The 24,068-nt window shown below is 45.6% G+C and carries 27 protein-coding genes; 11 read left to right on the forward strand and 16 right to left on the reverse strand.

The window, feature by feature from the left end; translation table 11 throughout:
- Positions 1-5: 5 nt before the first annotated feature.
- On the forward strand, positions 6-413 hold the full coding sequence (mutT, locus tag CSH93_RS09990) for an 8-oxo-dGTP diphosphatase MutT (RefSeq protein WP_100643098.1): 408 nt from the start codon (positions 6-8) through the stop codon (positions 411-413).
- On the opposite strand, the gene CSH93_RS09995 is transcribed toward mutT, so the two are convergent.
- From CSH93_RS09995 to CSH93_RS10040, 10 genes are all read right to left on the reverse strand, one after another.
- A complete protein-coding gene (locus CSH93_RS09995; RefSeq protein ID WP_240615564.1) occupies positions 410-868 on the reverse strand; it encodes a pilus assembly FimT family protein in 459 nt (152 codons plus the stop codon). The two genes, mutT and CSH93_RS09995, sit on opposite strands and share 4 nt — an antisense overlap.
- Before the next feature lie 84 nt (positions 869-952).
- Positions 953-1,828 carry an aspartoacylase gene (locus CSH93_RS10000; protein ID WP_100643099.1) on the reverse strand — a complete coding sequence of 292 codons (876 nt, stop codon included), beginning with the start codon at positions 1,826-1,828 and terminating at the stop codon, positions 953-955.
- 8 nt (positions 1,829-1,836) lie between these two features.
- Positions 1,837-2,064, reverse strand: coding sequence for a DNA gyrase inhibitor YacG (gene yacG / locus CSH93_RS10005; RefSeq protein ID WP_100643100.1), 228 nt, complete (start codon positions 2,062-2,064; stop codon positions 1,837-1,839).
- Positions 2,064-2,816, reverse strand: coding sequence for a cell division protein ZapD (gene zapD, locus CSH93_RS10010; RefSeq protein ID WP_100643101.1), 753 nt, complete (start codon positions 2,814-2,816; stop codon positions 2,064-2,066). Before zapD ends, yacG begins: the two co-directional genes overlap by 1 nt.
- Before the next feature lie 51 nt (positions 2,817-2,867).
- Positions 2,868-3,482 carry a dephospho-CoA kinase gene (gene coaE / locus CSH93_RS10015; protein WP_100643102.1) on the reverse strand — a complete coding sequence of 205 codons (615 nt, stop codon included), beginning with the start codon at positions 3,480-3,482 and terminating at the stop codon, positions 2,868-2,870.
- Entirely contained in the window at positions 3,479-4,366 is an 888-nt protein-coding gene (locus CSH93_RS10020) for a prepilin peptidase (RefSeq protein ID WP_100643103.1), read from the reverse strand. The genes coaE and CSH93_RS10020 overlap by 4 nt, the downstream gene beginning before the upstream one ends.
- Positions 4,367-4,410: 44 nt before the next feature.
- A complete protein-coding gene (locus CSH93_RS10025) occupies positions 4,411-5,619 on the reverse strand; it encodes a type II secretion system F family protein (RefSeq protein WP_100643104.1) in 1,209 nt (402 codons plus the stop codon).
- Positions 5,620-5,727: 108 nt separating this feature from the next.
- Positions 5,728-6,135, reverse strand: a complete 408-nt coding sequence (locus CSH93_RS10030; protein ID WP_205663274.1) for a pilin — start codon at positions 6,133-6,135, stop codon at positions 5,728-5,730.
- Positions 6,136-6,315: 180 nt separating this feature from the next.
- Entirely contained in the window at positions 6,316-7,188 is an 873-nt protein-coding gene (gene nadC / locus CSH93_RS10035) for a carboxylating nicotinate-nucleotide diphosphorylase (RefSeq protein WP_100643106.1), read from the reverse strand.
- A 40-nt stretch (positions 7,189-7,228) separates the two neighbouring features.
- A complete protein-coding gene (locus CSH93_RS10040; RefSeq protein ID WP_240615565.1) occupies positions 7,229-7,756 on the reverse strand; it encodes a retropepsin-like aspartic protease family protein in 528 nt (175 codons plus the stop codon).
- Between the two features lie 56 nt (positions 7,757-7,812).
- On the opposite strand from CSH93_RS10040, the gene ampD reads away from it, so the two are divergent.
- From ampD to lpdA, 6 genes are all read left to right on the forward strand, one after another.
- Positions 7,813-8,355, forward strand: coding sequence for a 1,6-anhydro-N-acetylmuramyl-L-alanine amidase AmpD (ampD, locus tag CSH93_RS10045; RefSeq protein WP_100643107.1), 543 nt, complete (start codon positions 7,813-7,815; stop codon positions 8,353-8,355).
- Positions 8,356-8,358: 3 nt separating this feature from the next.
- On the forward strand, positions 8,359-9,231 hold the full coding sequence (gene ampE, locus CSH93_RS10050; RefSeq protein WP_100643108.1) for a beta-lactamase regulator AmpE: 873 nt from the start codon (positions 8,359-8,361) through the stop codon (positions 9,229-9,231).
- A 248-nt stretch (positions 9,232-9,479) separates the two neighbouring features.
- Entirely contained in the window at positions 9,480-10,226 is a 747-nt protein-coding gene (locus CSH93_RS10055) for a GntR family transcriptional regulator (protein WP_100643109.1), read from the forward strand.
- A gap of 87 nt (positions 10,227-10,313) precedes the next feature.
- Positions 10,314-12,986 carry a pyruvate dehydrogenase (acetyl-transferring), homodimeric type gene (aceE, locus tag CSH93_RS10060; RefSeq protein ID WP_100643110.1) on the forward strand — a complete coding sequence of 891 codons (2,673 nt, stop codon included), beginning with the start codon at positions 10,314-10,316 and terminating at the stop codon, positions 12,984-12,986.
- A gap of 20 nt (positions 12,987-13,006) precedes the next feature.
- A complete protein-coding gene (aceF, locus tag CSH93_RS10065; RefSeq protein WP_100643111.1) occupies positions 13,007-14,956 on the forward strand; it encodes a dihydrolipoyllysine-residue acetyltransferase in 1,950 nt (649 codons plus the stop codon).
- A 132-nt stretch (positions 14,957-15,088) separates the two neighbouring features.
- Positions 15,089-16,510 (forward strand): dihydrolipoyl dehydrogenase, encoded by a 1,422-nt coding sequence (lpdA, locus tag CSH93_RS10070; RefSeq protein ID WP_100643112.1) that lies wholly within the window; start codon positions 15,089-15,091, stop codon positions 16,508-16,510.
- Positions 16,511-16,609: 99 nt separating this feature from the next.
- Here the strand turns inward: lpdA and CSH93_RS10075 are convergent, their stop codons facing one another.
- Together CSH93_RS10075 and CSH93_RS10080 are read right to left on the reverse strand one after the other, a co-directional pair.
- Positions 16,610-16,816, reverse strand: coding sequence for a helix-turn-helix transcriptional regulator (locus CSH93_RS10075; protein WP_100643113.1), 207 nt, complete (start codon positions 16,814-16,816; stop codon positions 16,610-16,612).
- Positions 16,813-17,229, reverse strand: a complete 417-nt coding sequence (locus tag CSH93_RS10080; RefSeq protein ID WP_100643114.1) for a hypothetical protein — start codon at positions 17,227-17,229, stop codon at positions 16,813-16,815. Before CSH93_RS10080 ends, CSH93_RS10075 begins: the two co-directional genes overlap by 4 nt.
- A gap of 244 nt (positions 17,230-17,473) precedes the next feature.
- Here CSH93_RS10080 and CSH93_RS10085 point away from each other — a divergent pair, with 244 nt between their 5' ends.
- The 4 genes from CSH93_RS10085 to CSH93_RS10100 all read left to right on the forward strand — a co-directional run bounded on the left by CSH93_RS10085 (position 17,474) and on the right by CSH93_RS10100 (position 20,318).
- Complete coding sequence (locus tag CSH93_RS10085) at positions 17,474-17,758, forward strand: DUF1289 domain-containing protein (RefSeq protein ID WP_100643115.1); 285 nt, start codon at positions 17,474-17,476, stop codon at positions 17,756-17,758.
- Between the two features lie 104 nt (positions 17,759-17,862).
- Positions 17,863-18,690 (forward strand): HDOD domain-containing protein, encoded by an 828-nt coding sequence (locus tag CSH93_RS10090; RefSeq protein ID WP_100643387.1) that lies wholly within the window; start codon positions 17,863-17,865, stop codon positions 18,688-18,690.
- Positions 18,691-18,703: 13 nt separating this feature from the next.
- On the forward strand, positions 18,704-19,510 hold the full coding sequence (locus tag CSH93_RS10095; RefSeq protein ID WP_100643116.1) for a DUF481 domain-containing protein: 807 nt from the start codon (positions 18,704-18,706) through the stop codon (positions 19,508-19,510).
- A 73-nt stretch (positions 19,511-19,583) separates the two neighbouring features.
- Complete coding sequence (locus CSH93_RS10100; protein WP_100643117.1) at positions 19,584-20,318, forward strand: DUF481 domain-containing protein; 735 nt, start codon at positions 19,584-19,586, stop codon at positions 20,316-20,318.
- A 122-nt stretch (positions 20,319-20,440) separates the two neighbouring features.
- Here the strand turns inward: CSH93_RS10100 and serA are convergent, their stop codons facing one another.
- The 4 genes from serA to CSH93_RS10120 all read right to left on the reverse strand — a co-directional run bounded on the left by serA (position 20,441) and on the right by CSH93_RS10120 (position 24,059).
- Positions 20,441-21,670: a phosphoglycerate dehydrogenase gene (serA, locus tag CSH93_RS10105; protein WP_100643118.1), complete on the reverse strand. Its 1,230-nt coding sequence runs from the start codon at positions 21,668-21,670 to the stop codon at positions 20,441-20,443.
- A 102-nt stretch (positions 21,671-21,772) separates the two neighbouring features.
- Entirely contained in the window at positions 21,773-22,429 is a 657-nt protein-coding gene (gene rpiA, locus CSH93_RS10110; protein WP_100643119.1) for a ribose-5-phosphate isomerase RpiA, read from the reverse strand.
- Positions 22,430-22,528: 99 nt separating this feature from the next.
- A complete protein-coding gene (locus tag CSH93_RS10115; protein ID WP_164078341.1) occupies positions 22,529-23,113 on the reverse strand; it encodes a 5-formyltetrahydrofolate cyclo-ligase in 585 nt (194 codons plus the stop codon).
- A 4-nt stretch (positions 23,114-23,117) separates the two neighbouring features.
- Entirely contained in the window at positions 23,118-24,059 is a 942-nt protein-coding gene (locus CSH93_RS10120; protein WP_100643121.1) for a nucleoside hydrolase, read from the reverse strand.
- Between the last annotated feature and the right edge of the window lie 9 nt (positions 24,060-24,068).

The raw sequence follows: 24,068 nt of genomic DNA on the forward strand, positions 1-24,068 counted from the left end.
CATCGATGAAAGCGATTGATGTTGCCGTAGGCGTTATCGTTAACGGCACTGAGGTACTTTTAGCGAAACGCCCAAAACATTTACATCAAGGTGATAAATGGGAATTCCCCGGCGGTAAATTTGAGTCTGGTGAGACCCTTCACCAGGCGATTAAACGTGAACTTGACGAAGAACTAGGGATTGTTGTTGAACAGCAAACACCTTGGTTCTCGTTGTATTTTGAATACCCCGAGAAGTGCGTTAACTTGCACATGAGTATCGTAACCGCCTTCAGTGGTGAGCCTCACGGAAAAGAAGGGCAGCCGGTTGAGTGGGTAGCCATCGAACGTTTGCATACGCTCACCTTTCCAGAGGCCAATCAGCCTATCTTAGAGGCCCTGCAAGACGGCCGTTGGCGACAAGCGCTGGATTAACAGTCCGCCGTTACCACCTGAAGCGTACATTCCGGGTTACCAAACGAATCGTAAAGGATGTAACAGCCCTGATTGGTCGGTGTTCCTGCCGCAGGTACATCATAGCCAAAAAGTGTATGTTGGTTAGTCACACGACTTTCTAAGTCGTCACCTGAAATATTGATGAAGTCCAACATCTCAAGTTGGTCTCCTGCTTCAGCGCGGCTTTCGGGGCACAAATTCCGCCAATCAACCTCGGTAGAGCCAAAACCAAAATCGACAATATACCCCGTTTGTAAGCTACCGCCAGGGTTGGCTGCCGCTGGACGTAGGCCGCTGACGCGCGCTTTGGCTTGGGCGAGTGTAATGGTTGCCTGTAATTCACTTTTAATACCGTTAAGCGCGGCAATCTTAGCGTCTGACGACAAATCTAAAAAACGTGGCGCAGCTGTCGCAGCGAGAATGCCAATTAGCACAATGACAATGATTAACTAAATTAATGTAAATCCCTGATTATTATTGTTTTTCATCGGATTTCCTTTAAACCGTGAGCAAATGGGTTACCAAAGAATCCTACGCGCGGTGGCGAAGGCGACGTGTTGCCCCTGATAGGCTGCCTCATTGATGAAATGCGGGTAAACGGCATTCTCTCCTTGCCAATAAATAGTGGAACCATCAAACGCGCGAAAGATTGGTTCGCCATTCTGTAGTGAACAGAAATCCCTATCTTGAAGGTGTTCATGAACCATAGCCGCGACATGCCCTCTGTCATCTAGCGGGAATGAGATGTTTTCAACAAATTGGTACGTTTCACAAGGGGGGAGTTCGGCAACACTATCGCTATTCCAAATCTGACAAAAGTCTAAAATAGTGTTGAGCAAGTCTATACTGTCGCGCATTAAGTCTGCACGGCATACACCTTGTGGTTGGGCGCCCATTTCAATCATGATGCCTTTTTTACCTAAGGTACATAAATAGGGGTGTTCACTTACAGTCTTTTCGTTCTCAAGCAGGATGTTCGTGTTGGGGAGGTTGTTTTTAACAAAGCGCGCGAGTTGCTGGTTGAAGAGGTCATCATCAACACAAATGAGCGTTGCGCCCATATGGCTCGTTGTGTTGTGAATATCAATGACTAAATCAGGTTGTTGTTGGGTACCAGCGCCAAACTGCATTTTAATTGAAGCCGCCAACATTGCTTCGTGGTTACTACTTGCTGGTGAACACTCTTTGTTGTCCACAAATTGTCTGTTTAAATCCTCTTCAACGAAACGTACACGTTGATCTACCGCTCGTTGATTAGCCATCAAGGGGCTAATGTCGAGCCCGTCTCGAGTAAATTGAGAAGCGAGTGCTGGCCACTGTTCTATTATGCGCACGCCAGTCAATTCATTACCATGCGTGCCACCAACCATCAGTATGGAATGGATTGCAGTCATCTATGTACTCACGATTTAAAGAAGTCTTGCTGTTGTCGTTCAAATGCCTCTGCAATCGCTTCCTCATCTAATTCTAATGAAGAGGTTGCTTCGTTCGCAGGCGATGATATTACGTGACTTTCGGTAGCCCAGTCGCCCAAGTCAATGAGTTGGCATTTTTTGCAACAGAAAGGTCTATATTCATTGTCGGTTGACCACGTCACAGACTTATTACAGGTCGGACAGTTGACTTGCATTAACAGCTCGCTATTTCAAATGAAAGGTTAGTATCAACAGGCTTGCTGGCTGATTCACCATGCCCAAAGTGCATAAACCTAAGAGCATAACGGTATTTATTGCCGCTCAATGTTGGGTAGCAACCGCTCTCTACATCTAAACGGATGCGAATAAGTTCGCCTCGGTCATCTGATAGTCCAGGGAAAAAACCATTGTTTGCAATGGCCGTTTGGAAGTTGCCACGTTGGCGCAGGAACGACAATGTGAGTTCAATCGCGTTAGCAATGACTTGGAGGCTGCTCAACCAGTGCAGTTTGTCTTTTGCCTTTTGTTCGTCAGGTAAATTGGCCCAGAAATGCAGGTTGGGTAAATCAAAGCTACACGAACCACCTGGGATAGCAAAACGTTGTCGAATGGAGGCAATAAAAGGGTTATCTTTTAAGTCTTGGCCGACACGTTTGCTATTTTTTAACACTTCGCGCAAACGAATGATGGTCTGCAGCGTTTGTTGCAATGCTTCGTTATTGATTTTGGGGTGTTGGGACCAGTGCACAAGGTTGCGCTCTTGCGCATCGATATCTTTGATAATATCAGTGCGCACATCCAAGCGCTCCAAGAGATCTAACAGGGTGAATAAGTCCTCGAAGAAATGAGTATTAGCCGTATTGTTGTGAATTTCGGCGTTCAAGTGACATTGCTGCAACAGTTGTTCTATTCGCAAATAATTTCGCACTTTCTCGTTGAGCGGAAATTCATAGACCGCTAATGACATAACTACTCCCCAGTATAAGAACTGGCACTACACAGGAAAAAGCACAAAATTTCAAGTGTTTGATGGATTTAGCGCGAGTTTTAGGTATTGCTGGTGTAGGTTTTGTACCTTCGATTTCAACTGTTCTAACGTGCCGGTATTGGTAATTACATCATCAGCCAGAGACAAGCGAGTGGGTCTATCAAGTTGAGACTGCATAATTGCCTGAATGGTTTCTTTTTGGCTATTGTCTCTTGCTACCGCTCTTTCAAGCTGTAACTTTTCAGGCACATCCACAACCAAGACTCTATTTACCATCGCTTGCATTTTGTTTTCGAGTAGGAGCGGGACCGCCAATACACAGTAGGCAGAGGAGGCTTTTGTAATTTGATCGAGCATTCGTTGTCTGATCAATGGGTGAAGTAATGAATTTAACCATTGCTTCTTTGTTTCATCAGCAAAGACCAGCTCTCTTAATCGTGGACGGTTTAATGAACCGTCCTCACAGAGTATGTTACTACCGAACTTTTGCTTGATTTCAGCCAAGGCGGGTGAGTCGATGGCGACTACGTCGCGCGCGCAAATATCGGCGTCAATGATGTTTATACCCAGCTCTGCAAAAGCATCACTAACGGCGGTCTTGCCTGAACCAATACCGCCGGTCAGGCCAACCACATAGTGGCTCATCCGAGCGCCCAGTTTAGGTACGTTTGTTGGATCCTGTCACCGTACATTAGCGTCAGCCAGCCAGCGACAGCAAGGTAAGGACCAAAGGGTATCGCTTGTCCAGACTCATTGCGGCCTAACACGATCATCGCGATGCCGACTATGGCGCCAACAAATGACGACAAAATAATAATAACGGGCAGTCCTTGCCATCCAGTGAATGCCCCTAACGCGGCAAGCAGCTTGAAGTCGCCGTATCCCATTCCTTCTTTACCGGTGACAATCTTGAATAACCAATATACGCTCCACAGCGATAAATAGCCGGCTGCAGCACCGATGATGGCTTGTTCTGCCGGCACAAATACACCGAACACACCCGCTATCAAGCCTAGCCATAGCATGGGTAAAGTAATTTCATCTGGCAGTAACATCGTGTCTGCGTCAATAAATGTCAGGGCAATAAGTAACCAAGTAACAACAATGGCTAGTAGGCCCGCAGCACTAAAACCGAATACGCTTGCTATCCATAGTGATAACAATGCTGTGGCTAACTCCACAGAAGGATAGCGAATGCTAATAGGGGTTTTACAGCTGGAACATTTTCCGCGCAAAAATAGCCAGCTTAATACCGGAATATTTTCCCAAGCGCGGATAGCATGCCCGCATTTTGGGCAGGTTGAATCAGGCTTAACCAGATTGAATTGAGCTGGAGAGTCGGTGTCGGTTTTCGTATCAGGATCAGCCTGAAAGTAGTCATTAAACTCAGCTTTCCAACGCCGCTCCATCATAACGGGGAGGCGATAGATAACAACGTTTAGAAAGCTCCCTACCATTAGACTAACTATGAACACGAGCGTTAAGAAGAACGCTGTAGACTGCTGTAAAAGGTCGAATACCGCCGACATAAAATCGTCCTGAAAGTAAAGTTGGCTAAGCCTACCAGAGTTTATTAAACAACGTTACCCATCTGGAAGATTGGTAGGTACATCGCTACGATTAAGCCACCAATAACCACGCCGAGTACTGCCATGATTAAGGGTTCAAGTAAGCTGGTTAAACCGTCAACCATGTCGTCAACTTCAGCCTCATAAATTGTCGCAATTTTACTCAGCATGTCATCGACTGCACCTGACTCTTCACCAATTGCTATCATCTGATTGACCATATCGGGGAATACGCCAGTCGCTCGCATAGCAGTATGCATTTGTAAACCACCTGAGACTTCTTTACGGATAAATAAGATGGCATCTCGATATACTGCGTTACCTGCAGCACCCGCGGCTGACTCTAGAGCGCCAATTAATGGTACACCAGCTGCAAAAGTTGTTGAAAGGGTACGCGTAAAACGGGCGATGGCCGCTTTCTTGAGGATTTCCCCAATCACCGGAATCGTAAGTATCTTTTTGTCTACTTTGTCACGTAAGGCTAGTGATTTCTTATGCGCTCGCATAAAGGCATAACCAGATACACCCATGACGATGGCAATATAAATTCCGTAGTCCTGAACAAAGCGGGATATGGCTAATACAAGCTGAGTAAAGGCGGGTAATTCTGCGCCGAAACTGGAAAATATCTCTTCAAACTGCGGTACAACGAATATTAATAGTATGGTCGTAACAATAAATGCCACCACAATAACGGCCACTGGGTAAAACATGGCTTTTTTAATTTTCGATTTTAACGCTTCGGCTTTTTCCATATAGACCGCAATTCGGTCGTAGATGGTTTCCAGTGCACCGGATTGTTCTCCGGTTTCAACCAAATCGCAGTAGAGATCGTCAAAATACTCTGGATGTCCCCGCAATGTACTCGATAATGGTTTACCGGCTTGAACGTCACGTGTGATTTCGCCAATCATTTTACGCATGGATTGCTTGGCATGGCCTTGACCAATCATTTCAAGACTTTGGATTAATGTAACGCCCGCACCTAGCATAGTGGCTATTTGGCGAGAAAAAACACAAATATCAGCTGCAGTAATCTTATTATTGCCGCCAAATAATGGCTTACTGAGCTTTTTCACCCTAGATGCGGAAATGCCCTGACGTCGAAGTAAATTTTTCGCATCTTTAATTGAGCCGGCGCTGATTTCGCCTTTTCGAGCATTACCCTGACGATCTACGCCGTTGTATGTAAAGGTGTCTAATGCTTTAGCCATGCGTGCCTACCTGTTTTGTTGAAATCTGCACTGTTATAATTATTAGCTGGTTTAAACACAAAAGCCCAGTTTACCTGGGCTTTTGTTGATTCATTTCTGACTGCTAAATTAGCATAGGTCAGCTGGTGCACACTCTTCTTGCCAAGTAACAACGCCAGACGCTGCTTGTACTTGAGGTCTCAATATGTATGTGGCACCGATCAATGCGCCTGTTGCATCAGTTGGTGCTGAGATTGTAATAACACCGTCAGTCACTGATACGCCTGGTACACCCACATCTGCTAAAATTGCCGCTGGGATACCGTTAGCAGCGTCTGAACAACCTGCTACCGCGCCGTTTAATTGTGCACATACTTCAACCTGTGACTTAACGCTTGCTGACGCGTTCGTCAACTCAGCGAAACGTGCTTTGTTAGTGTAGTTTTGGTACGCAGGCAATGCGATTGCTGCCAAAATACCGATAATCGCAACAACGATCATCAATTCAATTAGTGTAAAACCTTTTTTGTTAGTCATCGAGTTTTTCATGGTATATCTCCGCGCGCCGTCTAACGCTTTGTGTTTGTAAAGTTTAAAAGGTACCTAAGCCGTTATCGGGTTTCGCGCCTCGGTACTTGATTCAAAGTATAGATGGACTAGCGCAACTGACAAGTATGTAAACGCATACCTGTGTTTATCAAACACAACAGGCCTTGTTTATTGCGGCTTTCCCATGGATAAGCGTAACGATAAATCTATAGCATTTACATGCTTTGTTAGTGCACCACTAGAAATATAGTCTACGCCCGTCGCTGATAACAACTGCAAATCTTCGTCAGTAATATTGCCAGACACTTCAAGCTTACACTTCCCTTGATTGATCTCAACTGCCTGCTGGATCTGATGCAATGGGAAATTGTCTAACATCACGATATCGGCTTTTGCCTCTAAGGCTTGAGTCAATTCTTCGATGGATTCAACTTCCACTTCTACTGGCTTGCCCGGTGCAATATCGCGGGCTTTGGTGACCGCAAGCTGAATACTGCCGCAAGCGGCAATATGATTTTCTTTAATGAGAAAGGCATCGAATAGGCCTAGGCGGTGGTTTTTCCCGCCACCACACAGCACTGCGTATTTTTGTGGCATGCGCAATGACGGAATGGTTTTGCGAGTATCCAGCAACGTGGTGGCAGTTTTGCTTAGCAACGAGGCGTAACGATGGGTTTGGGTTGCAGTACTGCTGAGCGTTTGTAAGAAATTCATCACCGTGCGTTCTGCAGTAAGGATTGAACGAGCGCTACCACTAACTTCTAATAAAGGTTGATTAGCCGCTAATACATCACCATCTTGCACATGCCAATGAATGGTCAAGGAGGGGTCGACTTGTTTGAACGTTTCATTGGCCCAAGGAATGCCGCATACAATCATGTCTTCGCGCGTGATAAGCGTTGCTGATGCTTGTGTATTTTCGCTAATCAAGTTAGCCGTAATGTCGTTGTCGGCGTTCGCCATACCACCGAGATCTTCCTCTAGGCTTATAGTGACAAGACGGGAAATATCATCGTTAGTGATGTAATCAGGCAATTCCATAGGTCGTGCGATCTCTATCTAAAACTAATCTGGGGCGCGATTATAATGTACGTAAAATTAATTCGTTACCTTTTTGCGTGAATTCTATTTGTCGCAAAAAACTCATTCCTAGCAATATTTCATTGCCTTGCATACTGGGGTTTAAATTTGCCTCGACATCAAACAATTTGATATCACCTATGGCTATTTCGTTAATGCGTGTTTCCGCAATCGGAACGACGCCATTGGCTGTTTGTGCATAGGCACGCCGGCCAGCGAGCAGTCCTAACTTATCTGCTAAGTGGGCTGGGATTGAGACATCTGTCGCGCCGGTATCAACGAGGAAAACCACAGGGTGTTGGTTAATGCTACCACTGGCTACATAGTGTCCAGCTCTGTTTTGGACGAGTCGAACCTCTATACTTCCTGCTTGTCGATAGGAGTCTGGCGATTGATTGGGGTTAAATTGCTGTTCCAATAGTTCGGCAAAGACAAACGTAATAAGTCCCAAGCCAGCAATCCATGCAAGAATGACCATCCATTTAGTAACACCATCATTTGTTTGATTGGTTGGGGGTAGTTGTTGCATCTTTATCTTGTAAACGTCATGCTTTAATACACTATACGGGAATTGAGACAAAAGTGATGAAAATTGCGGATGGTTGGCTTAGCGACTGTGAGCATATTCTGTCGCCGCACGCTGATGATCGACCTGATACAGTGATATCACTTCTGGTGATCCATAACATTTCGTTGCCCCCCAAACAGTTTGGTACTCGTGATGTCATTGATTTGTTTACTGGGGCATTAGACGCCAATAAACATCCATTTTTTGCAGAAATCGCGCACTTACGCGTGTCTGCACATCTTTTTATTCGCCGTTGTGGCAGTATCATTCAGTTTGTACCTTTCACCAAAAGAGCATGGCACGCCGGTGTTTCGAGCTTTCAAGGCCGAGCAAGGTGCAACGACTACTCGATTGGCATAGAGATGGAAGGCACCGATGAAACGGATTACACGCCATCACAGTACGCTGCATTGCTATCGGTAACGCAGTGTCTAAGAAAAACCTATCCCGCGATAACGTTAGGGCGTATCGTAGGGCATAATGATATCGCCCCAGGCCGAAAAACAGATCCAGGCCCGTACTTCAATTGGGGTTACTTTCGACAAGGACTAGGACATTAAGTTATGACGCTATTGAGTTTGCTTTTTGCATTATTAATTGAACGTGTAACTACGAAAACGGAAGCATGGCGTGCTGAATATCATGTAGAGCGTTACGTGAAGTGGTTAGATGACAACCAATGGTTCACAGCGACCTCATCTGCGCTCTATTTGCTTTTGTTTTGTCTACTCCCCGCTATTCTCACTGATATTGTGGCTGAGATTGTAGGCCATGGTTTTCTTGGGCTGCTGTTTAATACGGCAATTTTATTTTTGTGTCTTGGTTGCCCCCACGTTCGCTCTGCTTACAAAGGTTTTTTACATGCCGCCAATAGGGGAGATGCAATGGCATGTGAACTTCACGCCCGAGCGTTGGGCCATGAGCATGGCCAAGCAGTAGATGCCGACACGTTTGGTCAGCATTTGGTATGGCTAAACTATACTCACTATGCCGCGATAGTACTGTTCTTTGCTTTATTTGGTGCAGCAGGTGCAGTGTTTTATGTTGTTGCAATCAGCCTACAAAAATATGCTCAGCAGCATTTTATGGAGAACGCAGACGATAGCGGTGTTGAGCCGGTATCAACTCAACAATTGATGCATTGGATTGATTGGCTCCCTGTGCGCATGACCGCGTTAGGCTTTTTACTTGTCGGCCATTTTGGTCGAGCGCTTACAGTGTGGGGAGGGTATTTATTTGATACGCAGGTGTGCGCCAAGCGATTACTGTGCAAAGTGTCTAATGCCGCAGAAGATTCAGATGCCGGTGACAAAGAGCGTGGCGAAGATGTCTATCAATGGGGAAGCGAGCCACAATTACTGGTTCGTTTAGCCAAACGTAATATGGTTTTGATTGTCATGGTTATTTCCGTTTTAACCTTAGGTGGCTGGTTGTAGATAAACTAGCCCCCAAAAGGGTGCAAATTCTGCCCCGAAACCTATCAGGTCGGATCTCTTCATAACCCCCCTGTTTGTCTCATCTGTAAAGAAAAAGCGCTTTCAAAGGCGCTTTTTTTATTGAAAAAACATTTACCTAACGCATGGGGTAGCCTAAACTTACGCAGCAATAGGTTAAATGGTATTACCAATTGGCTAAAAGTTGTATAAATTTTAACATTTTTGTGTAGATAAAGTGGGCGGCGAGCATGTTGCAAGTGCGGCAGAAAATCTCTGATGTGATCACGGAACGATTAGAAAGCATGATCCTGGAAGGATCGTGGGTAGCGGGTGAGCAGCTACCGTCGGAGCGTGAACTTGCACAACAATTCGAAGTATCTCGTCCATCACTGCGTGAAGCGATTCAGAATTTGCAGGCAAAAGGGCTTGTAACGCGCAAACAAGGCGGCGGTACGTTTGTAAACCGTAAACTAAATTCTGCCATGACAGATCCGTTGTTAGCGTTAGTGGCACAACGCCCTGAAACGCAATTTGATTTGCTTGAGTTTCGTCATGCGCTAGAAGGAATGGCAGCGTATTACGCAGCGTTGCGTGGTCAAAAGGAAGATGTATTAGCGTTAGAGCAGGCCCTTGAAAAGGTGAATGCGTCGGCTGCTGATGACAAGGCAGGACAAGCACAGGTGCTGGGTGATTTTTACCTAACCATGGCGAAGGCATCACACAACATGGTGTTGATGCATGTAATGCGTACCATGCAATCAATGTTGATCGACAATATTCGACGCAACTTAGAAATGTTGGCGCAGCAACCGGATGTGGACGACGACATTAAACAGCAGCGACATAAAATTGTAACAGCGATTGCTAAGCGCGATCCAAATTTAGCAAGAACCGCAAGTAATACTCACCTAGCCTTTATTGAGGCTACGTTATTAAAGATAAATCAACGTGATCTGCGCATGCAGCGTGCGTTAAGAAGAATAGAGATGGAATAGCGCCTAAATCACTCTCACAAATATGTGTAAGTGGACTAGGCTTATTCGATAATGATTAACATAGTTAGTAAACGATAGGACGGCACCATGTCAGAAATGATGCAGCACGACCAAGACCCTCAAGAAACACAGGAATGGATCGATTCGTTAGAGTCGGTTCTAGAAAATGAAGGTGTTGAGCGTGCCCACTTTTTACTTGAGTCTTTGATTGAAAAGGCACGTCGTAATGGGGCGCATTTGCCGTATGACGCAACTACGGCATACATCAACACCATCCCTGCGGGTCAAGAACCTACAATGCCGGGCGACCAGACCATCGAGACCAAAATCAGAAACGCGATTCGCTGGAACGCATTGATGATGGTGCTACGTGGCTCTAAAAAAGATTTAGAACTGGGCGGGCATATTTCAAGTTTTGCTTCATCAGCAATGCTTTATGATGTGGGCTTCAATCATTTCTTCAGGGCACCGACTGACGACAATGGTGGTGATTTCCTGTTTGTTCAAGGTCACGTTTCACCGGGTATTTATTCACGTGCATTTATTGAAGGTCGTTTAAGTGCCGATCAGCTTGATATGTTCCGCCAAGAAGTCGATGGTAAAGGGGTTTCGTCCTATCCACACCCTAAACTGATGCCGGACTTCTGGCAGTTCCCAACGGTTTCGATGGGCTTAGGTCCGATGCAGGCCATCTATCTTGCGCGTTTCTTAAAGTATCTCACCAATCGCGGTTTAAAAGATTGTTCAAACCAGCGTGTGTGGTGTTTTATGGGCGATGGTGAGGTGGACGAGCCAGAGAGCTTGGGGGCAATTGGCCTGGCCTCACGTGAAAACCTCGACAACCTGACATTTGTTATTAACTGTAATTTGCAACGTTTGGATGGTCCTGTACGTGGAAATGGCAAAATCATTCAAGAGCTAGAAGGCACATTCCGTGGCGCTGGCTGGGAAGTGATCAAAGTGATTTGGGGTCGTTATTGGGATCCGTTACTGGCGCGTGATACATCAGGCAAGCTGCTGGATGTGATGAATGAGACCGTGGACGGCGAATACCAAAACTACAAAGCCAAAGGCGGCGCTTACACGCGTGACAATTTCTTCGGCAAGTATCCTGAACTGAAAGATATGGTGGCCAATATGTCGGATGAAGACATTTGGCGATTGAATCGTGGTGGTCATGACCCAGTGAAAGTGTACGCAGCATATAAACGTGCCACTGAAACCCAAGGGCGTCCGCAGGTTATTTTGGCCAAGACGGTAAAAGGCTACGGCCTTGGTGAAGCCGGCGAGGGTAAGAATATCGCTCACAACGTTAAGAAGATGGATACCGAATCGGTTAAGCAATACCGTGACCGCTTCAATATTCCATTAAGTGATCAGGATTGTGCTGAGCTGAATTACTTCAAGTTTGATGAAAACAGCCCAGAAATGCAGTATCTGCGCGCGCGCCGTGAGTCACTAAATGGCTATATGCCGGTACGCCGTGAAAACAGCAGCGAAGAATTACCAGCACCGCCTATCAAGGCATTTGAGGCCGTAACAAAAGGCTCTGGAGACCGTGAAATTTCAACTACGATGGCCTTCGTACGCGTGCTTACGGTTATGCTGAAAGATAAGCAAATTGGGCCGCGCGTTGTGCCAATTATTCCGGATGAAGCCCGTACCTTTGGTATGGAAGGCTTGTTCCGCCAAGTGGGCATTTATAGTAACTCAGGCCAGAAATACATTCCGCAAGATAAAGACCAAGTCGCCTATTATCGCGAAGATAAGAAAGGCCAAGTATTGCAGGAAGGTATTAACGAATTGGGTGCAATGTCGTCGTTCGTCGCCGCTGGTACGTCATATTCATTGAATGATTTACCGATGTTACCGGTGTATATCTACTATTCCATGTTTGGTTTCCAGCGTGTTGGTGATATGGCTTGGGCCGCAGGTGACTCGCAAACCCGTGGCTTCCTAGTTGGTGGTACCGCAGGCAGAACAACATTGAATGGTGAAGGTTTGCAGCATCAGGATGGCCATAGCCATATTCAAGCTGGCCTGATCCCGAACTGTATAAGCTATGATCCGACATTTGGTTACGAAGTTGCGGTGATCGTGCAAGACGGTATCCGTCGTATGCTAGAAAACCAGGAAAATGTTTTCTATTACCTGACAGTCATGAATGAAAACTATATTCAGCCTGAAATGCCAAAAGGATGTGAAGAGGGCATTATTAAAGGTATGTACCCGCTTGAGCGTTTAGGTAATGCCAATGCGAAGAAACAAGTCAACCTGCTAGGCTCAGGTACTATCTTGTTGCAAGTTCAAGAAGCCGCCAAAATCTTACATGATGATTACGGTGTTGCTTGTCAGGTATACAGCGTCACGTCATTTAACGAGTTAGCCAGGAATGGCAATGATGTTGAGCGTGACAATATGCTCAAACCGGATGCGAAACAGGCTAAGCCGTATATTACTGAAACATTAGAAGAAGGGTTTTCAGGTCCAACGATTGCGGCGACGGATTACATTAAAAACTACGCTGATCAAGTGCGTGCTTTTGTGCCGGGGCCATATCGCGTGTTGGGAACCGATGGTTTCGGTCGCTCAGACAGTCGAGCAAACTTGCGTCGTCACTTTGAAGTTGATAGCGCACACATTGCTTACGCTGCGCTTTATGAGTTGTATAAAGCGGGATCGCTAGATGCAAAAGCATTGGCAAAAGCAGCCGATGCATTGGGCATTGATGCGAATAAACCGAATCCGTTTTACGCATAAGCTGACAGGGAGAATAAGCAATGGCTATTAAAGAAGTATTTGTACCTGATGTTGGCGACGATGAAGTCGAAGTTATCGAACTCTGTGCTGCCGAGGGCGACAGCATTGAGGCCGATGGTTCATTGGTAACGGTTGAAAGTGATAAAGCCAGTATGGACATCCCGGCCCCGTTTGCCGGCACGCTTAAATCGTTGAAAGTGAAAGTGGGCGATAAAATTAAGCAAGGTGACTTGTTAGCAGAGCTAGACGCGTCTGACAGCAGCACAGAGGTTGCACCTGCTGAACCAGCACCAACTCCTGTCGAAGAGCCTGCATCTGCGCCATCTGCTGCGCCACAGGCTGGGGGCAGCAATACCTTTACAGTAACCGTGCCGGATATTGGCGGCGCGACTGATGTAGAAATCATTGATGTATTGGTCAAAGAAGGTGATGAAATTGCCGAAGAAGATGGCTTAATCACATTAGAAACTGATAAAGCGACCATGGATGTCCCTGCGCCGCAAGCTGGGGTGGTGACGTCGCTAAAAGTGAAAGTTGGCGACAAAGTGTCTGAAGGCTCTGTGGTGTTAGACATGACGACTAAAGCGTCTGGTGTTACGGAGTCTGCTGTATTAAGCGAGCCCGCAGGACCGGCTGCACAATCTACTGCGCCTTCACCTGCAGGCTCCAGTGTTATTGAAGTGACCGTGCCTGACATTGGTGGTGCAACAGATGTTGACGTCATAGATGTATTGGTCAAAGAAGGTGATACCGTCGCTGAAGAAGATGGCCTGATCACATTAGAAACCGATAAAGCGACTATGGATGTCCCGGCCCCTCAAGCTGGCACTATCCAATCGTTAAAGGTTGCGGTAGGTGACAAAGTGTCACAAGGAACATTGGTGCTAATGTTGGAAGTGTCTGCTGCTGCAGCGACTGCACAGACTACTTCTGTGCCTCAGAGTGAAGCGCCGAAAACTGAAGTAAACGAAGTGGCGGCCTCTGCACCAAAACCACCACCAGTGCCACATCACCCGTCAGCGGGTGAAAAGCCTAAGTCAGGTAAAGTGCACGCCTCGCCGTCGGTGCGCCGAATGGCCCGAGAGTTTGGTGTCGATTTAACCCAAGTGAATGGCACGGGGGCGAAAAGTCGTATCTTAAAAGAAGATGTGCAATCTTATGTGAAGTATGAATTGTCACGCCCTAAGTTGACCCCTGGGGCCAATGTGACCTCGGGTGGCGGCGGCTTGCAAGTACTTGCGCCACCTAAAGTTGACTTCAGTAAATTTGGTGACGTTGAGGAAGTGCCATTAACGCGCATTCAGAAGCTTTCTGGACCAAACTTGCATCGCAACTGGGTAACCATTCCTCACGTGACTCAGTTTGAAGAAGCTGATATCACTGACTTGGAAGCGTTCCGCAAAGAGCAGAATGCGATTGCAGAGAAGCGCAAGCTAGGGGTTAAAATTACACCACTGGTGTTTATGATGAAAGCCTGTGCTGACGCATTAAAAACTTATCCTGTCTTCAATACGTCGCTATCAGAATCTGGGGATTCATTGATCCAGAAAAAGTACTACCACATTGGTATCGCGGTGGACACGCCGGGAGGCCTGGTTGTGCCAGTGGTGAGAGATGTGGATAAGAAAGGCATCTTAGAGCTTTCGCGTGAATTGACAGAGATCAGTATCAAAGCACGCGATGGCAAGTTGAAAGCGGCTGATATGCAAGGTAGTTGTTTCACTATTTCGAGCTTAGGCGGTATCGGCGGAACCGCGTTTACACCTATTGTAAATGCGCCAGACGTCGCCATATTGGGTGTATCGAAAAGTGAAATGAAGCCGAAATGGAATGGCAAAGAATTTGAGCCGCGCTTAATGTTGCCATTGTCGCTGTCTTACGACCATCGTGTTATTGACGGCGCGGTCGCAGCGCGATTTGCTGTGCACTTAAGTAATGTTCTTGGCGATTTACGTCAAATATTGCTGTAAAACCCGCAAAAGCGCGAATTTATTGAATAATTTGCCGATTATTTTTGCACTCAGATGCGCAGAACATTAGAATCTGCGCATACAGAAGCCATAGTCGATGGCTTGTAGATTTGAACTTAATTTGAGGTCGTAATGAGCGAAATAAAAACTCAGGTAGTAGTCTTAGGCGCAGGCCCTGGTGGGTATTCAGCTGCGTTCCGTGCTGCGGACTTAGGGTTAGATGCGGTGTTGGTTGATGCCCGTGCAACCCTTGGTGGCGTTTGTTTGAATGTGGGTTGTATCCCGTCGAAAGCGCTATTGCACGTAGCAAAGGTTATTCAAGAAGCGAAACATCTATCTGCACACGGTGTGACCTTCGGTGAGCCGACGTTCGATCTCGATAAGATCCGCGCTTGGAAAGACAGTGTTGTGGGTCAGTTGACCAAAGGCCTGGCTGGCATGTCTAAGATGCGCAAAGTAAAACATGTACAAGGCTATGGTAAGTTCACCGGTGCGAATACCCTTGAGGTTGAAGGTAAAGATGGTAAAACAACGATTACCTTTGAACATGCGATTATCGCAGCAGGCTCTGAGCCAGTATCATTACCATTTATTCCAGCAGACGATCCACGCGTAATTGATTCAACCGGCGCGTTAGAGATGGCTGATATCCCTGAGAAAATGTTGGTACTCGGTGGCGGCATTATCGGCCTTGAAATGGGTACGGTATACAATGCACTCGGTGCTCAAATCGACGTTGTTGAGTTCTTGGACCAATTGATCCCTGCGGCAGACAAAGACATTGTAAAAGTGTACACCAAGACACTTAAAAACAAGTTTAACGTTATGCTAGAGACCAAAGTAACCGCGGTAGAAGCGAAGAAAGATGGTCTGTATGTTTCATTTGAAGGTAAACAAGCGCCGGCAGAACCCGTGCGTTATGACAAGGTTTTGGTTGCTGTAGGCCGTAGACCAAACGGTAAGTTAATTGATGCGGAAAAAGCTGGCGTAAATGTTGACGAACGCGGCTTTATCAACGTTGATAAACAAATGCGCACTAACGTAGCTCACATTCACGCTATTGGTGATGTGGTTGGTCAACCGATGTTGGCGCACAAAGCGGTTCATGAGGGCCATGTAGCAGCAGAAGTGATTGCAGGTAAGAAGCATTACTTTGATCCGCGTTGTATTCCTTCAGTTGCCTACACTGAGCCAGAAGTTGCTTGGGTTGGTTTAACAGAAAAAGAAGCCAAAGAACAAGGTATCAATTATGAAACCGCGTCGTTCCCGTGGGCGGCTTCAGGTCGCGCAATCGCATCTGCGGCAACTGACGGTTTAACTAAAATGATCTTTGACAAAGATTCTGGCCGCGTGATTGGTGGTGCCATTGTGGGTACCAATGCGGGCGAAATGTTAGGTGAAATTGGTTTAGCCATCGAAATGGGCGCCGATGCGGAAGATGTTGCATTGACGATCCACGCGCACCCAACATTGAATGAATCCATTGGCCTTGCGTCAGAAATCTTCGAGGGTAGCATCACTGATATGCCAAACCCGAAAGCGAAGAAGCGTTAATTCAAAGAACCTATTAAAAAGCCAGCTTTACGCTGGCTTTTTTGTGCACGACTCATGTTAGATATCTTGAATCGATAGCCTAATTAAGATTGGGTATTTCTACTGACTGTACTCTTGTTCATCGTCAAATATCTCCTCAATGGCACAGCCAAATACCCGAGAGGCCTTAAATGCCAGCGGTAAACTGGGGTCAAATTTTCCCGTCTCAATTGCATTGATAGTTTGACGGCTAACGTCTAGGGCCTTCGCTAAATCGGCTTGAGTCCAGCTTCGCTCTGCGCGTAGCACCTTAAGTCTGTTTTTCATTGGTACTTCCTAATCCCGATAAACACACTGATTATGTAACTAATTCCCATGACGAATAATATGTTGGAAGGGCTGGGTGGAAAGCTAATGAGGCGAACCGGCTCTAATAAGCCATATATAGCCCCAAATACCATGCTTACTCCCAACGATATCGCCATTGCATTGAAATGAATGCGACGTTGCAACTCATCCATGCCATCTAAGTGATGTTTGTGTGCAATGATCATGCGATAACCCATAAATAAATTGATGGCGATTGCGATAAGGCTGAAGTTTGGCGCGAAGTCCCACAAAAATTTGGGGCCAAACGCGACAATAGCCAATGTAATAACCCACGCACTCGTCCATATGAAGATTCCGCGATTACCCTTGCGCATACGCTGATCTAAAGTGTTATTTTCTGTATTTACCATGACATTCTCCTTGAATAATGAAAGTAAGCTTAACTTGACTTTGTGTAAGGCTAGCTTTCCTTTCTGTTGGTGTCAAGTGGGTTTTACATTAATTAAATGAAACTTTACTTTAGAGCCTTATACATTTGATCTTTGATGAATTGAGTAATAGAAGGATTGTGGAGTTAGGAGGTGGTTAGGTATTATTCGTCAACGGTTAACAGTGAGCGCTGTGTCGACGGACACATTGCGCGATGAATAGAAGATGAGTTCGCCAAAGCCAAACCCACAATTGCAGCAGATCGAAATGTTTTCGGTACCCAGTCCGTGCATTGGTGTGTGTGAGGTTAATGCAAAAGGGTTTTGCAAAGGCTGCTTTAGAAGTCGAGAGGAACGACTTTACTGGGCAAAAATATCAGATGCAGCACGCAAAATAATCATTGAGAACTGTAAACGAAGAGCAAGGGCACAGTTGAGAAAAGCAAAGGAAATTGATTCTGAGACGCCCATTCAAGTCGATATGTTTGACTCAGCAAAATCTTCGGATTAAGTCGACTCGAAAAACGTTGAATATAGCGAGATAAACGGAAAAAAACCTTAATTCATAAGGCTAATGTGTCTATAATTGCCGCAACACTTGCATTGGGGTACTACATGTCGATCGAATCTTTTGCTGACTCCGCATCCGAGTCATTTACCATGCCAGAAGTTTGTACGAAGTTGCGTGGAATGTTAGATGATGGCAAACATGATCTAGACGATATTGCTCGTATGATATCCATTGATGCAAACCTCAGTGGAAAAGTATTGCGTTTGGCTAACAGTGCATTGTTTCGATTCCCTAGTCAGATTGAATCGGTTACTAAGGCAATAAGTGTCATCGGTGGTGAAGCATTGTACAACATTGTAATGGCTGAAACCGCGTCATTAGCGTTTAAACACTTCGATAACAGTCTCGTTGATATGAATAATCACTGGCACAATTCAGTGTATTGCGGCATGGCAGCTAAGAATACAGCCATGGCATTAAAAAAGCGTGCGTCAGAGCGTTTCTTTGCAATGGGGATTTTACAGGGCTTGGCTGAATTAGTAATTGCTAAGAATGCGCCTGAAAAGTATGCAGAAATTGTAGCCAAGAGTACTAGCGGAGTGCCCTGGCAACGTCAACGTCAGGTTTTGGGATTTGTGTTTGCGCAATGCAGTGGAGCAATTTTAGAGCGCTGGAAGCTACCACTACCCATCTATTATCCCATTGCACAAATGCATAATACTGCGCGTGTTGATCAGGATACCGACGTAGCCATTATGACGTTTGCCGCACAGCTAACGGAGTGGCAAAGCAATAAGCAAAAATACCAAGCGATAAAACTATGGGCTGATGATACGCAACCCGCGCTCGGATTGGATGATGATACTATTTCATCGATTATCGACATGACAAACCGCGATACAGCACGCATTGCAAGTGCACTTTTAAGCTAAGAAGACGTTTTACATGAAGTATAATCTCATTATTTTGGGGGCGTGGTGTTTTGCCTGCAATTCCGCGCTAGCGCGAGTTGATATTATGGAATCCTTGTATGAGGGGGATTTCGAGATCCAATATGATGCTGACATAGAAGAAGCGTTTGAAATGGATGGCGAGTTTGGCTTTCTCATCGCATCAGGCAACACCAACACTTCTAGCATTAAAGGTGCCTTGGACGCTTCTCAAGAAACGGTGAATTGGAGTAACCAATACCGAGTTGAGTTGCTGTATAAAGAAAGCACTGTCGCAACCGACGAAGGTAATCAGACGGATGTGACGGCTCAGCGTATGTATGCAACGGCGCAAATGGATTATAAGCTAAATGATCCGGATAACCGTTTGTTTGTGTTTGGAGAGTACGACAATAACCGTTTTAGTGCTTATAAATACCAAGCGGCTATCGCGGCTGGCTGGGCGCAAAAAGCGATAAATGAAGACAACTACCAATTTCGTTATAGCATAGGCCCTGGTTATGGCGTGGCCATTGAGCACGATGGTGATGTTGACGAAGACAAACATGGGTTTATATTGCGCGCGTCAGTGGAATATAAACATCAGTTGTCTGAAGTGGCGAAACTACGTCAGTTTTTGAGTGCCGAGGCCAATGATGCGAGTACTCGTTCACGCTCAGAAACGTCCATTTCTGCTAAGATAATGGACTCTTTGGCGATGAAGTTATCGTTTATTATGAATTACAACAGCAGCGTAAATGATGCTGATAAGAAGAGCTTGGATACTGAAACCTCAGTGGCATTAGTTTACCAGTTCTTTTAACACACTTAAGTGAACCGCTTTTGCGGCGGGACGTACTGACTAAGATCTTGTATTGCGACATAAAGGAAAACACATGAAAAAATTGCTTATCGCAACAGCGCTACTTGCATCATTTAATGCGGTAGCAAAGGACGCTAAAACTTTCACTATGGATGGAGAGTTTGGCTTCATTTTTACAACGGGTAATACAGAAACGACATCTGCAAGCGCGGGTTTAAACGCAAAGCAAGAGTTAGAACAGTGGAGCAATGAATATCTAATTGAAGGGCTCTACAAGCAAGATCAAATTACGAATGCTCTGGGTGAAGAAGTCGATCAAACGTCTGCGCAAAAATTCTTCGCATCGGCGCAGGGAAATTACAAACTAGAAAACCCCGATCATCGTTTGTTTGCTTTTAGTTCTTATGAAGATGACCGATTCAGTAACTTTAAATATCAGGCGACTGTAGCCGGTGGTTGGAACCAAAAGCTATGGGAAGATGATACCAGCAGCTTTGATTACAGTGTGGGTCCAGGTTATTCATTCGCAGAAAGCCAAGACGGTGAAGATCTTGATAGCGTCATTTTACGTGGTGCATTCAATTACAAATGGATGATTTCAGACACTGCCAAGTTTACCCAAACATTCAGTACTGAAATCGGCTCAGACAATACCAAGTCGCGAGCAGAATCGGCACTGACAGCAACCATTAGTGGTGCGTTGTCGATGAAATTGTCGCTTAAATTAGACCACAACAGCGACGTTGCAGACGGCGTTGATAACCTCGACACTGAAACTGCAGTGACCTTGGTGTATAGCTTTTTCTAAGCACGGTTGAGTAAATAAAAAAGGAGAGCATCGCTCTCCTTTTTTATTTGTACTGATCCTCTCGATATAACGAAGCGACCTTTTAACCGTATATTAAAAAGGTAGGATCGTATCTGTCATCGTTAATGAAGAACACGCGCTTTGATAGTACCTTCAATCTTCTCCATCTCGCTGAAGGCTTCAAGTGCTCTATCTGCCTCAACGTCAATAACGACATAACCTATCTTATCGTTCGTTTGTAGGTACTGAGCGAGAATGTTTATCCCTTTATCAGCGAACGCTTGGTTAATTTGGGTCAGTACGCCAGGACGGTTGACGTGGATATGCAATAGGCGTGACGTATCAGTATGCGCCGGTAACGATACTTCAGGGAAGTTAACCGCTGAAAGGGTCGAGCCATTATCGCTGTATTTCGCTAACTTGCCCGCGACTTCGATACCAATGTTTTCTTGAGCTTCCTGCGTGCTGCCGCCAACATGAGGAGTAAGAATAACATTATCAAAGGCACGAAGAGGAGACTCAAACTCTTCGTCGTTTGATTTAGGCTCTACAGGGAAAACGTCAATCGCCGCGCCACTGAGTTTTTTATTGTTTAGTGTATTAACAAGGGCGTCGATATCTATAATGGTGCCACGTGCTGCATTGATCAAAATGGCGCCGTCTTTCATTTCTGACAGCTCTTTTTCCCCAATCATATTCATGGTTTGCTGGGTTTCGGGCACATGCAAGGTCACAACGTCTGATGTATTGAGCAGCTTCTTCAAACTTTTCACTTGAGTTGAGTTGCCTAGTACCAACTTATCTTCAATATCGAAGAATTGTACACGCATACCTAAATGCTCGGCTAAGATACTTAGTTGGGTACCAATATGCCCATAGCCAATGATCCCTAAGGTCTTGCCACGCGCTTCAAAGCTGCCTATAGCACTTTTCAGCCACTCACCACGGTGCGCTTTTGCATTCTTTTCAGGGATGCCACGAAGGAGCAAAATAATTTGCCCTAATACAAGCTCTGCAACCGAACGTGTGTTGGAAAAAGGTGCGTTAAAAACCGGAATACCGCGTGCTTGAGTCGCCGTTAAGTCGACCTGATTCGTACCGATACAAAAACACCCGACGGCAACCAATTTATTGGCCGCATCGATAACCTTTTGCGTCAATTGGGTACGTGAACGAATACCGATAAAGTGAACGTCTTTAATTTTTTCAATCAGCTCATCTTCAGGTAAAGACGTTTTTAGGCTCTCGATATTGTGATAGCCGTTACTTTCAAGTGTCTCGACGGCACTTGGGTGTAGCCCTTCTAGCAATAGAATTTTAATCTTTTCTTTGGGCAGTGAAACTTTACTCATGGTGATCGGCTCTCTTGCAATTCGTTATTTAAGAGACATCTAGACGTCTAAAAGAGACTGGAAAATACCAGATGTCTCATTAAATAAAAAGCACTATTTGCGTTATTTAAGCGTTTCTACGCCATTTTCTCCGCCTACTAGCACTATATCTGCGCCACGATGCGCGAATAAGCCGTTGGTGACTACACCAACGATGTTATTAATTTTCTCTTCTAGCTCAGGTGGATTAAGTATTGTCATGTTGTGGACATCTAAAATCACATTGCCATTATCTGTGATGACATTCTGACGATACACCGGATCACCACCAAGCTTGACGATTTCTCTGGCAACATATGAGCGTGCCATGGGGATCACTTCTACCGGCAGTGGAAATTTACCCAGAATAGGTACTTGTTTAGTGTCGTCAATGATACAGATGAAGCGTTTGGCCACTGCTGCGACGATTTTTTCCCGTGTCAGCGCAGCGCCACCGCCTTTAATCATATGTTTGTGCTCGGTGATTTCATCGGCACCGTCAACATAGATGTCTAAGTCATCAACTGCATTGAGATCCATCACGTCGATACCAAGTAACCGTAGCTTGGCAGTAGACGCATCTGAACTTGATACTGCGCCACGAATTTTGTGTTTAATCGGTGCTAGCGCGTCGATGAAATGGTTTACCGTAGAGCCTGTTCCTACACCAATAATACTGTCATCGGTGATGTAAGATACTGCAGCAGCTGCCACTGCCTTCTTTTTATCGTCTTGGTTCATTGCAGGTTCCATGTATTGAACACTATAGAATGGGGCGTAAGTGTAGCCTATCTTGACGTTAGATAAGAGCCGTTGAGGATGATTTTTTGTGCAATATTGTTAAAAAGTGAGAAAGCGAGTAGGTGTAAGGATATGGTTTAACGGAATGTCCCAAGGCTCATCAGGAATGTATTCGCTTTCTTGGCAATCATGTGCAATCCCTATAAGTGAAGGTTTATTGCTTTGGCCGAGCTCTGCTAACGTTCTGTCATAGAAGCCGCCTCCCATACCGAGTCGTTTGCCTTGTGTATCGAATGCAACTAAGGGCATCAGCAAAACATCAATGTTTTCAACGGTGATGCAGCTGTTTTTATCAAATTCCGGTTCGGGGATACCAAAGCGATTGATTTGCATTGGGCTATCTTGATGATAATGAATGAAATAGAGAAAGCCATCTTGTTGGGTGTTCAAAACGGGTAAATAAGTATTGATACCCTTTGCCCAGCATTGCGTAATAACGGCACTAAGACTGAGTTCACCATCGTTGGCAATGTAGACGCCAACATGCTGTTCAGACTGAAGTTGAATAGCCTGCGTAAATTGTAAACATAACTGCTGTGCCGCATGCGACTGTTGATCTGCAGTGAGAGCATTACGTGCTGCTCGGTACTGGGCACGTAATGCTCTCTTAAGTTCTTTATTCAAAGACTTATTTTGCGTATGTATCGATGAAAAGTTGCGTTAAACGAGCGTGATCAACACCCGTGGCCACTTTTATCTTCTTCGCATCTAACCACAACGGACTTGCAGTAGTACCCTCAGGTGCAACAGCCGTTTGACCGCGATTCAGTGGGTCAGTGGCGACTCTAATATGGCCTTCGGTGATCTCGAATAAGCTCTCATCAATCATATAGGCGAGCGGGAATGCGTCATGGAAGAAGCACACTCGGTCGTCTCGATTTTGTGAGTAGAAATCAGTGTAGAACTGAGATGATTGCTGCACGAAACCGCCCAATTTGGGGTTTTTCTCAGCCAATATGTCCATAAAGCTTGGATCAAAAGGTACGTTATTGGTGACATCTAAACCAAACATCGTGATATCCCAATCGGCAGAGAACACAATATCGGCCGCAAATGCATCATTCCAGATATTTGCTTCTGCTACTGGTGTAACGTTACCGCGAACAAAGGCTGCGCCGCCCATGATCTTGACGCTTTTGACCAGTTTCGGTAATTCCGGATCAAGACGCAGAGCCAAAGCAAGGTTTCCTAACGGTCCTATTGCGACAAGGGTTACTTCGCCTGGGTTTGCGCGTACTGTGTCTACGATAAACTGTGCAGAGCTGCGCGGATCAAGCGGCTTATCGGATGCTGGGAATTGGATATTGCCGAATCCATCGTCACCGTGCACGAAATGCGCATAGGTCGATTCTGGTCCTACCCATGGCATACCAACACCTTGCGTTACCGGGATATCTTGACCGGCCAAATCACATAACGTGACGGCGTTTCTTGCCGCCATGGTAACAGGCACGTTACCGAAAACTGTGGTTAAACCAAGTACTTCTATGTCCGCAGATTGAAATGCAAAGAAGATTGCCATTGCATCATCAATACCCGGGTCCGTATCTAGAATTATTTTTTCTGCCATTGTGTGTGT

Origin of the sequence: Neoalteromonas facilis (assembly GCF_002807665.1) — a bacterium.
Lineage (GTDB): Bacteria > Pseudomonadota > Gammaproteobacteria > Enterobacterales > Alteromonadaceae > Alteromonas_E > Alteromonas_E facilis.

Coding starts and splice junctions, on each gene's coding strand:
- mutT (WP_100643098.1), top strand. CDS start 6: ATGAAAGCGATTGATGTTGCCGTAGGCGTTATCGTTAACGGCACTGAG.
- CSH93_RS10000 (WP_100643099.1), bottom strand. CDS start 1,828: ATGACTGCAATCCATTCCATACTGATGGTTGGTGGCACGCATGGTAAT.
- yacG (WP_100643100.1), bottom strand. CDS start 2,064: ATGCAAGTCAACTGTCCGACCTGTAATAAGTCTGTGACGTGGTCAACC.
- zapD (WP_100643101.1), bottom strand. CDS start 2,816: ATGTCATTAGCGGTCTATGAATTTCCGCTCAACGAGAAAGTGCGAAAT.
- coaE (WP_100643102.1), bottom strand. CDS start 3,482: ATGAGCCACTATGTGGTTGGCCTGACCGGCGGTATTGGTTCAGGCAAG.
- CSH93_RS10020 (WP_100643103.1), bottom strand. CDS start 4,366: ATGTCGGCGGTATTCGACCTTTTACAGCAGTCTACAGCGTTCTTCTTA.
- CSH93_RS10025 (WP_100643104.1), bottom strand. CDS start 5,619: ATGGCTAAAGCATTAGACACCTTTACATACAACGGCGTAGATCGTCAG.
- CSH93_RS10030 (WP_205663274.1), bottom strand. CDS start 6,135: ATGACTAACAAAAAAGGTTTTACACTAATTGAATTGATGATCGTTGTT.
- nadC (WP_100643106.1), bottom strand. CDS start 7,188: ATGGAATTGCCTGATTACATCACTAACGATGATATTTCCCGTCTTGTC.
- CSH93_RS10040 (WP_240615565.1), bottom strand. CDS start 7,756: ATGCAACAACTACCCCCAACCAATCAAACAAATGATGGTGTTACTAAA.
- ampD (WP_100643107.1), top strand. CDS start 7,813: ATGAAAATTGCGGATGGTTGGCTTAGCGACTGTGAGCATATTCTGTCG.
- ampE (WP_100643108.1), top strand. CDS start 8,359: ATGACGCTATTGAGTTTGCTTTTTGCATTATTAATTGAACGTGTAACT.
- CSH93_RS10055 (WP_100643109.1), top strand. CDS start 9,480: ATGTTGCAAGTGCGGCAGAAAATCTCTGATGTGATCACGGAACGATTA.
- aceE (WP_100643110.1), top strand. CDS start 10,314: ATGTCAGAAATGATGCAGCACGACCAAGACCCTCAAGAAACACAGGAA.
- aceF (WP_100643111.1), top strand. CDS start 13,007: ATGGCTATTAAAGAAGTATTTGTACCTGATGTTGGCGACGATGAAGTC.
- lpdA (WP_100643112.1), top strand. CDS start 15,089: ATGAGCGAAATAAAAACTCAGGTAGTAGTCTTAGGCGCAGGCCCTGGT.
- CSH93_RS10075 (WP_100643113.1), bottom strand. CDS start 16,816: ATGAAAAACAGACTTAAGGTGCTACGCGCAGAGCGAAGCTGGACTCAA.
- CSH93_RS10080 (WP_100643114.1), bottom strand. CDS start 17,229: ATGGTAAATACAGAAAATAACACTTTAGATCAGCGTATGCGCAAGGGT.
- CSH93_RS10085 (WP_100643115.1), top strand. CDS start 17,474: ATGAGTTCGCCAAAGCCAAACCCACAATTGCAGCAGATCGAAATGTTT.
- CSH93_RS10090 (WP_100643387.1), top strand. CDS start 17,863: ATGTCGATCGAATCTTTTGCTGACTCCGCATCCGAGTCATTTACCATG.
- CSH93_RS10095 (WP_100643116.1), top strand. CDS start 18,704: ATGAAGTATAATCTCATTATTTTGGGGGCGTGGTGTTTTGCCTGCAAT.
- CSH93_RS10100 (WP_100643117.1), top strand. CDS start 19,584: ATGAAAAAATTGCTTATCGCAACAGCGCTACTTGCATCATTTAATGCG.
- serA (WP_100643118.1), bottom strand. CDS start 21,670: ATGAGTAAAGTTTCACTGCCCAAAGAAAAGATTAAAATTCTATTGCTA.
- rpiA (WP_100643119.1), bottom strand. CDS start 22,429: ATGAACCAAGACGATAAAAAGAAGGCAGTGGCAGCTGCTGCAGTATCT.
- CSH93_RS10120 (WP_100643121.1), bottom strand. CDS start 24,059: ATGGCAGAAAAAATAATTCTAGATACGGACCCGGGTATTGATGATGCA.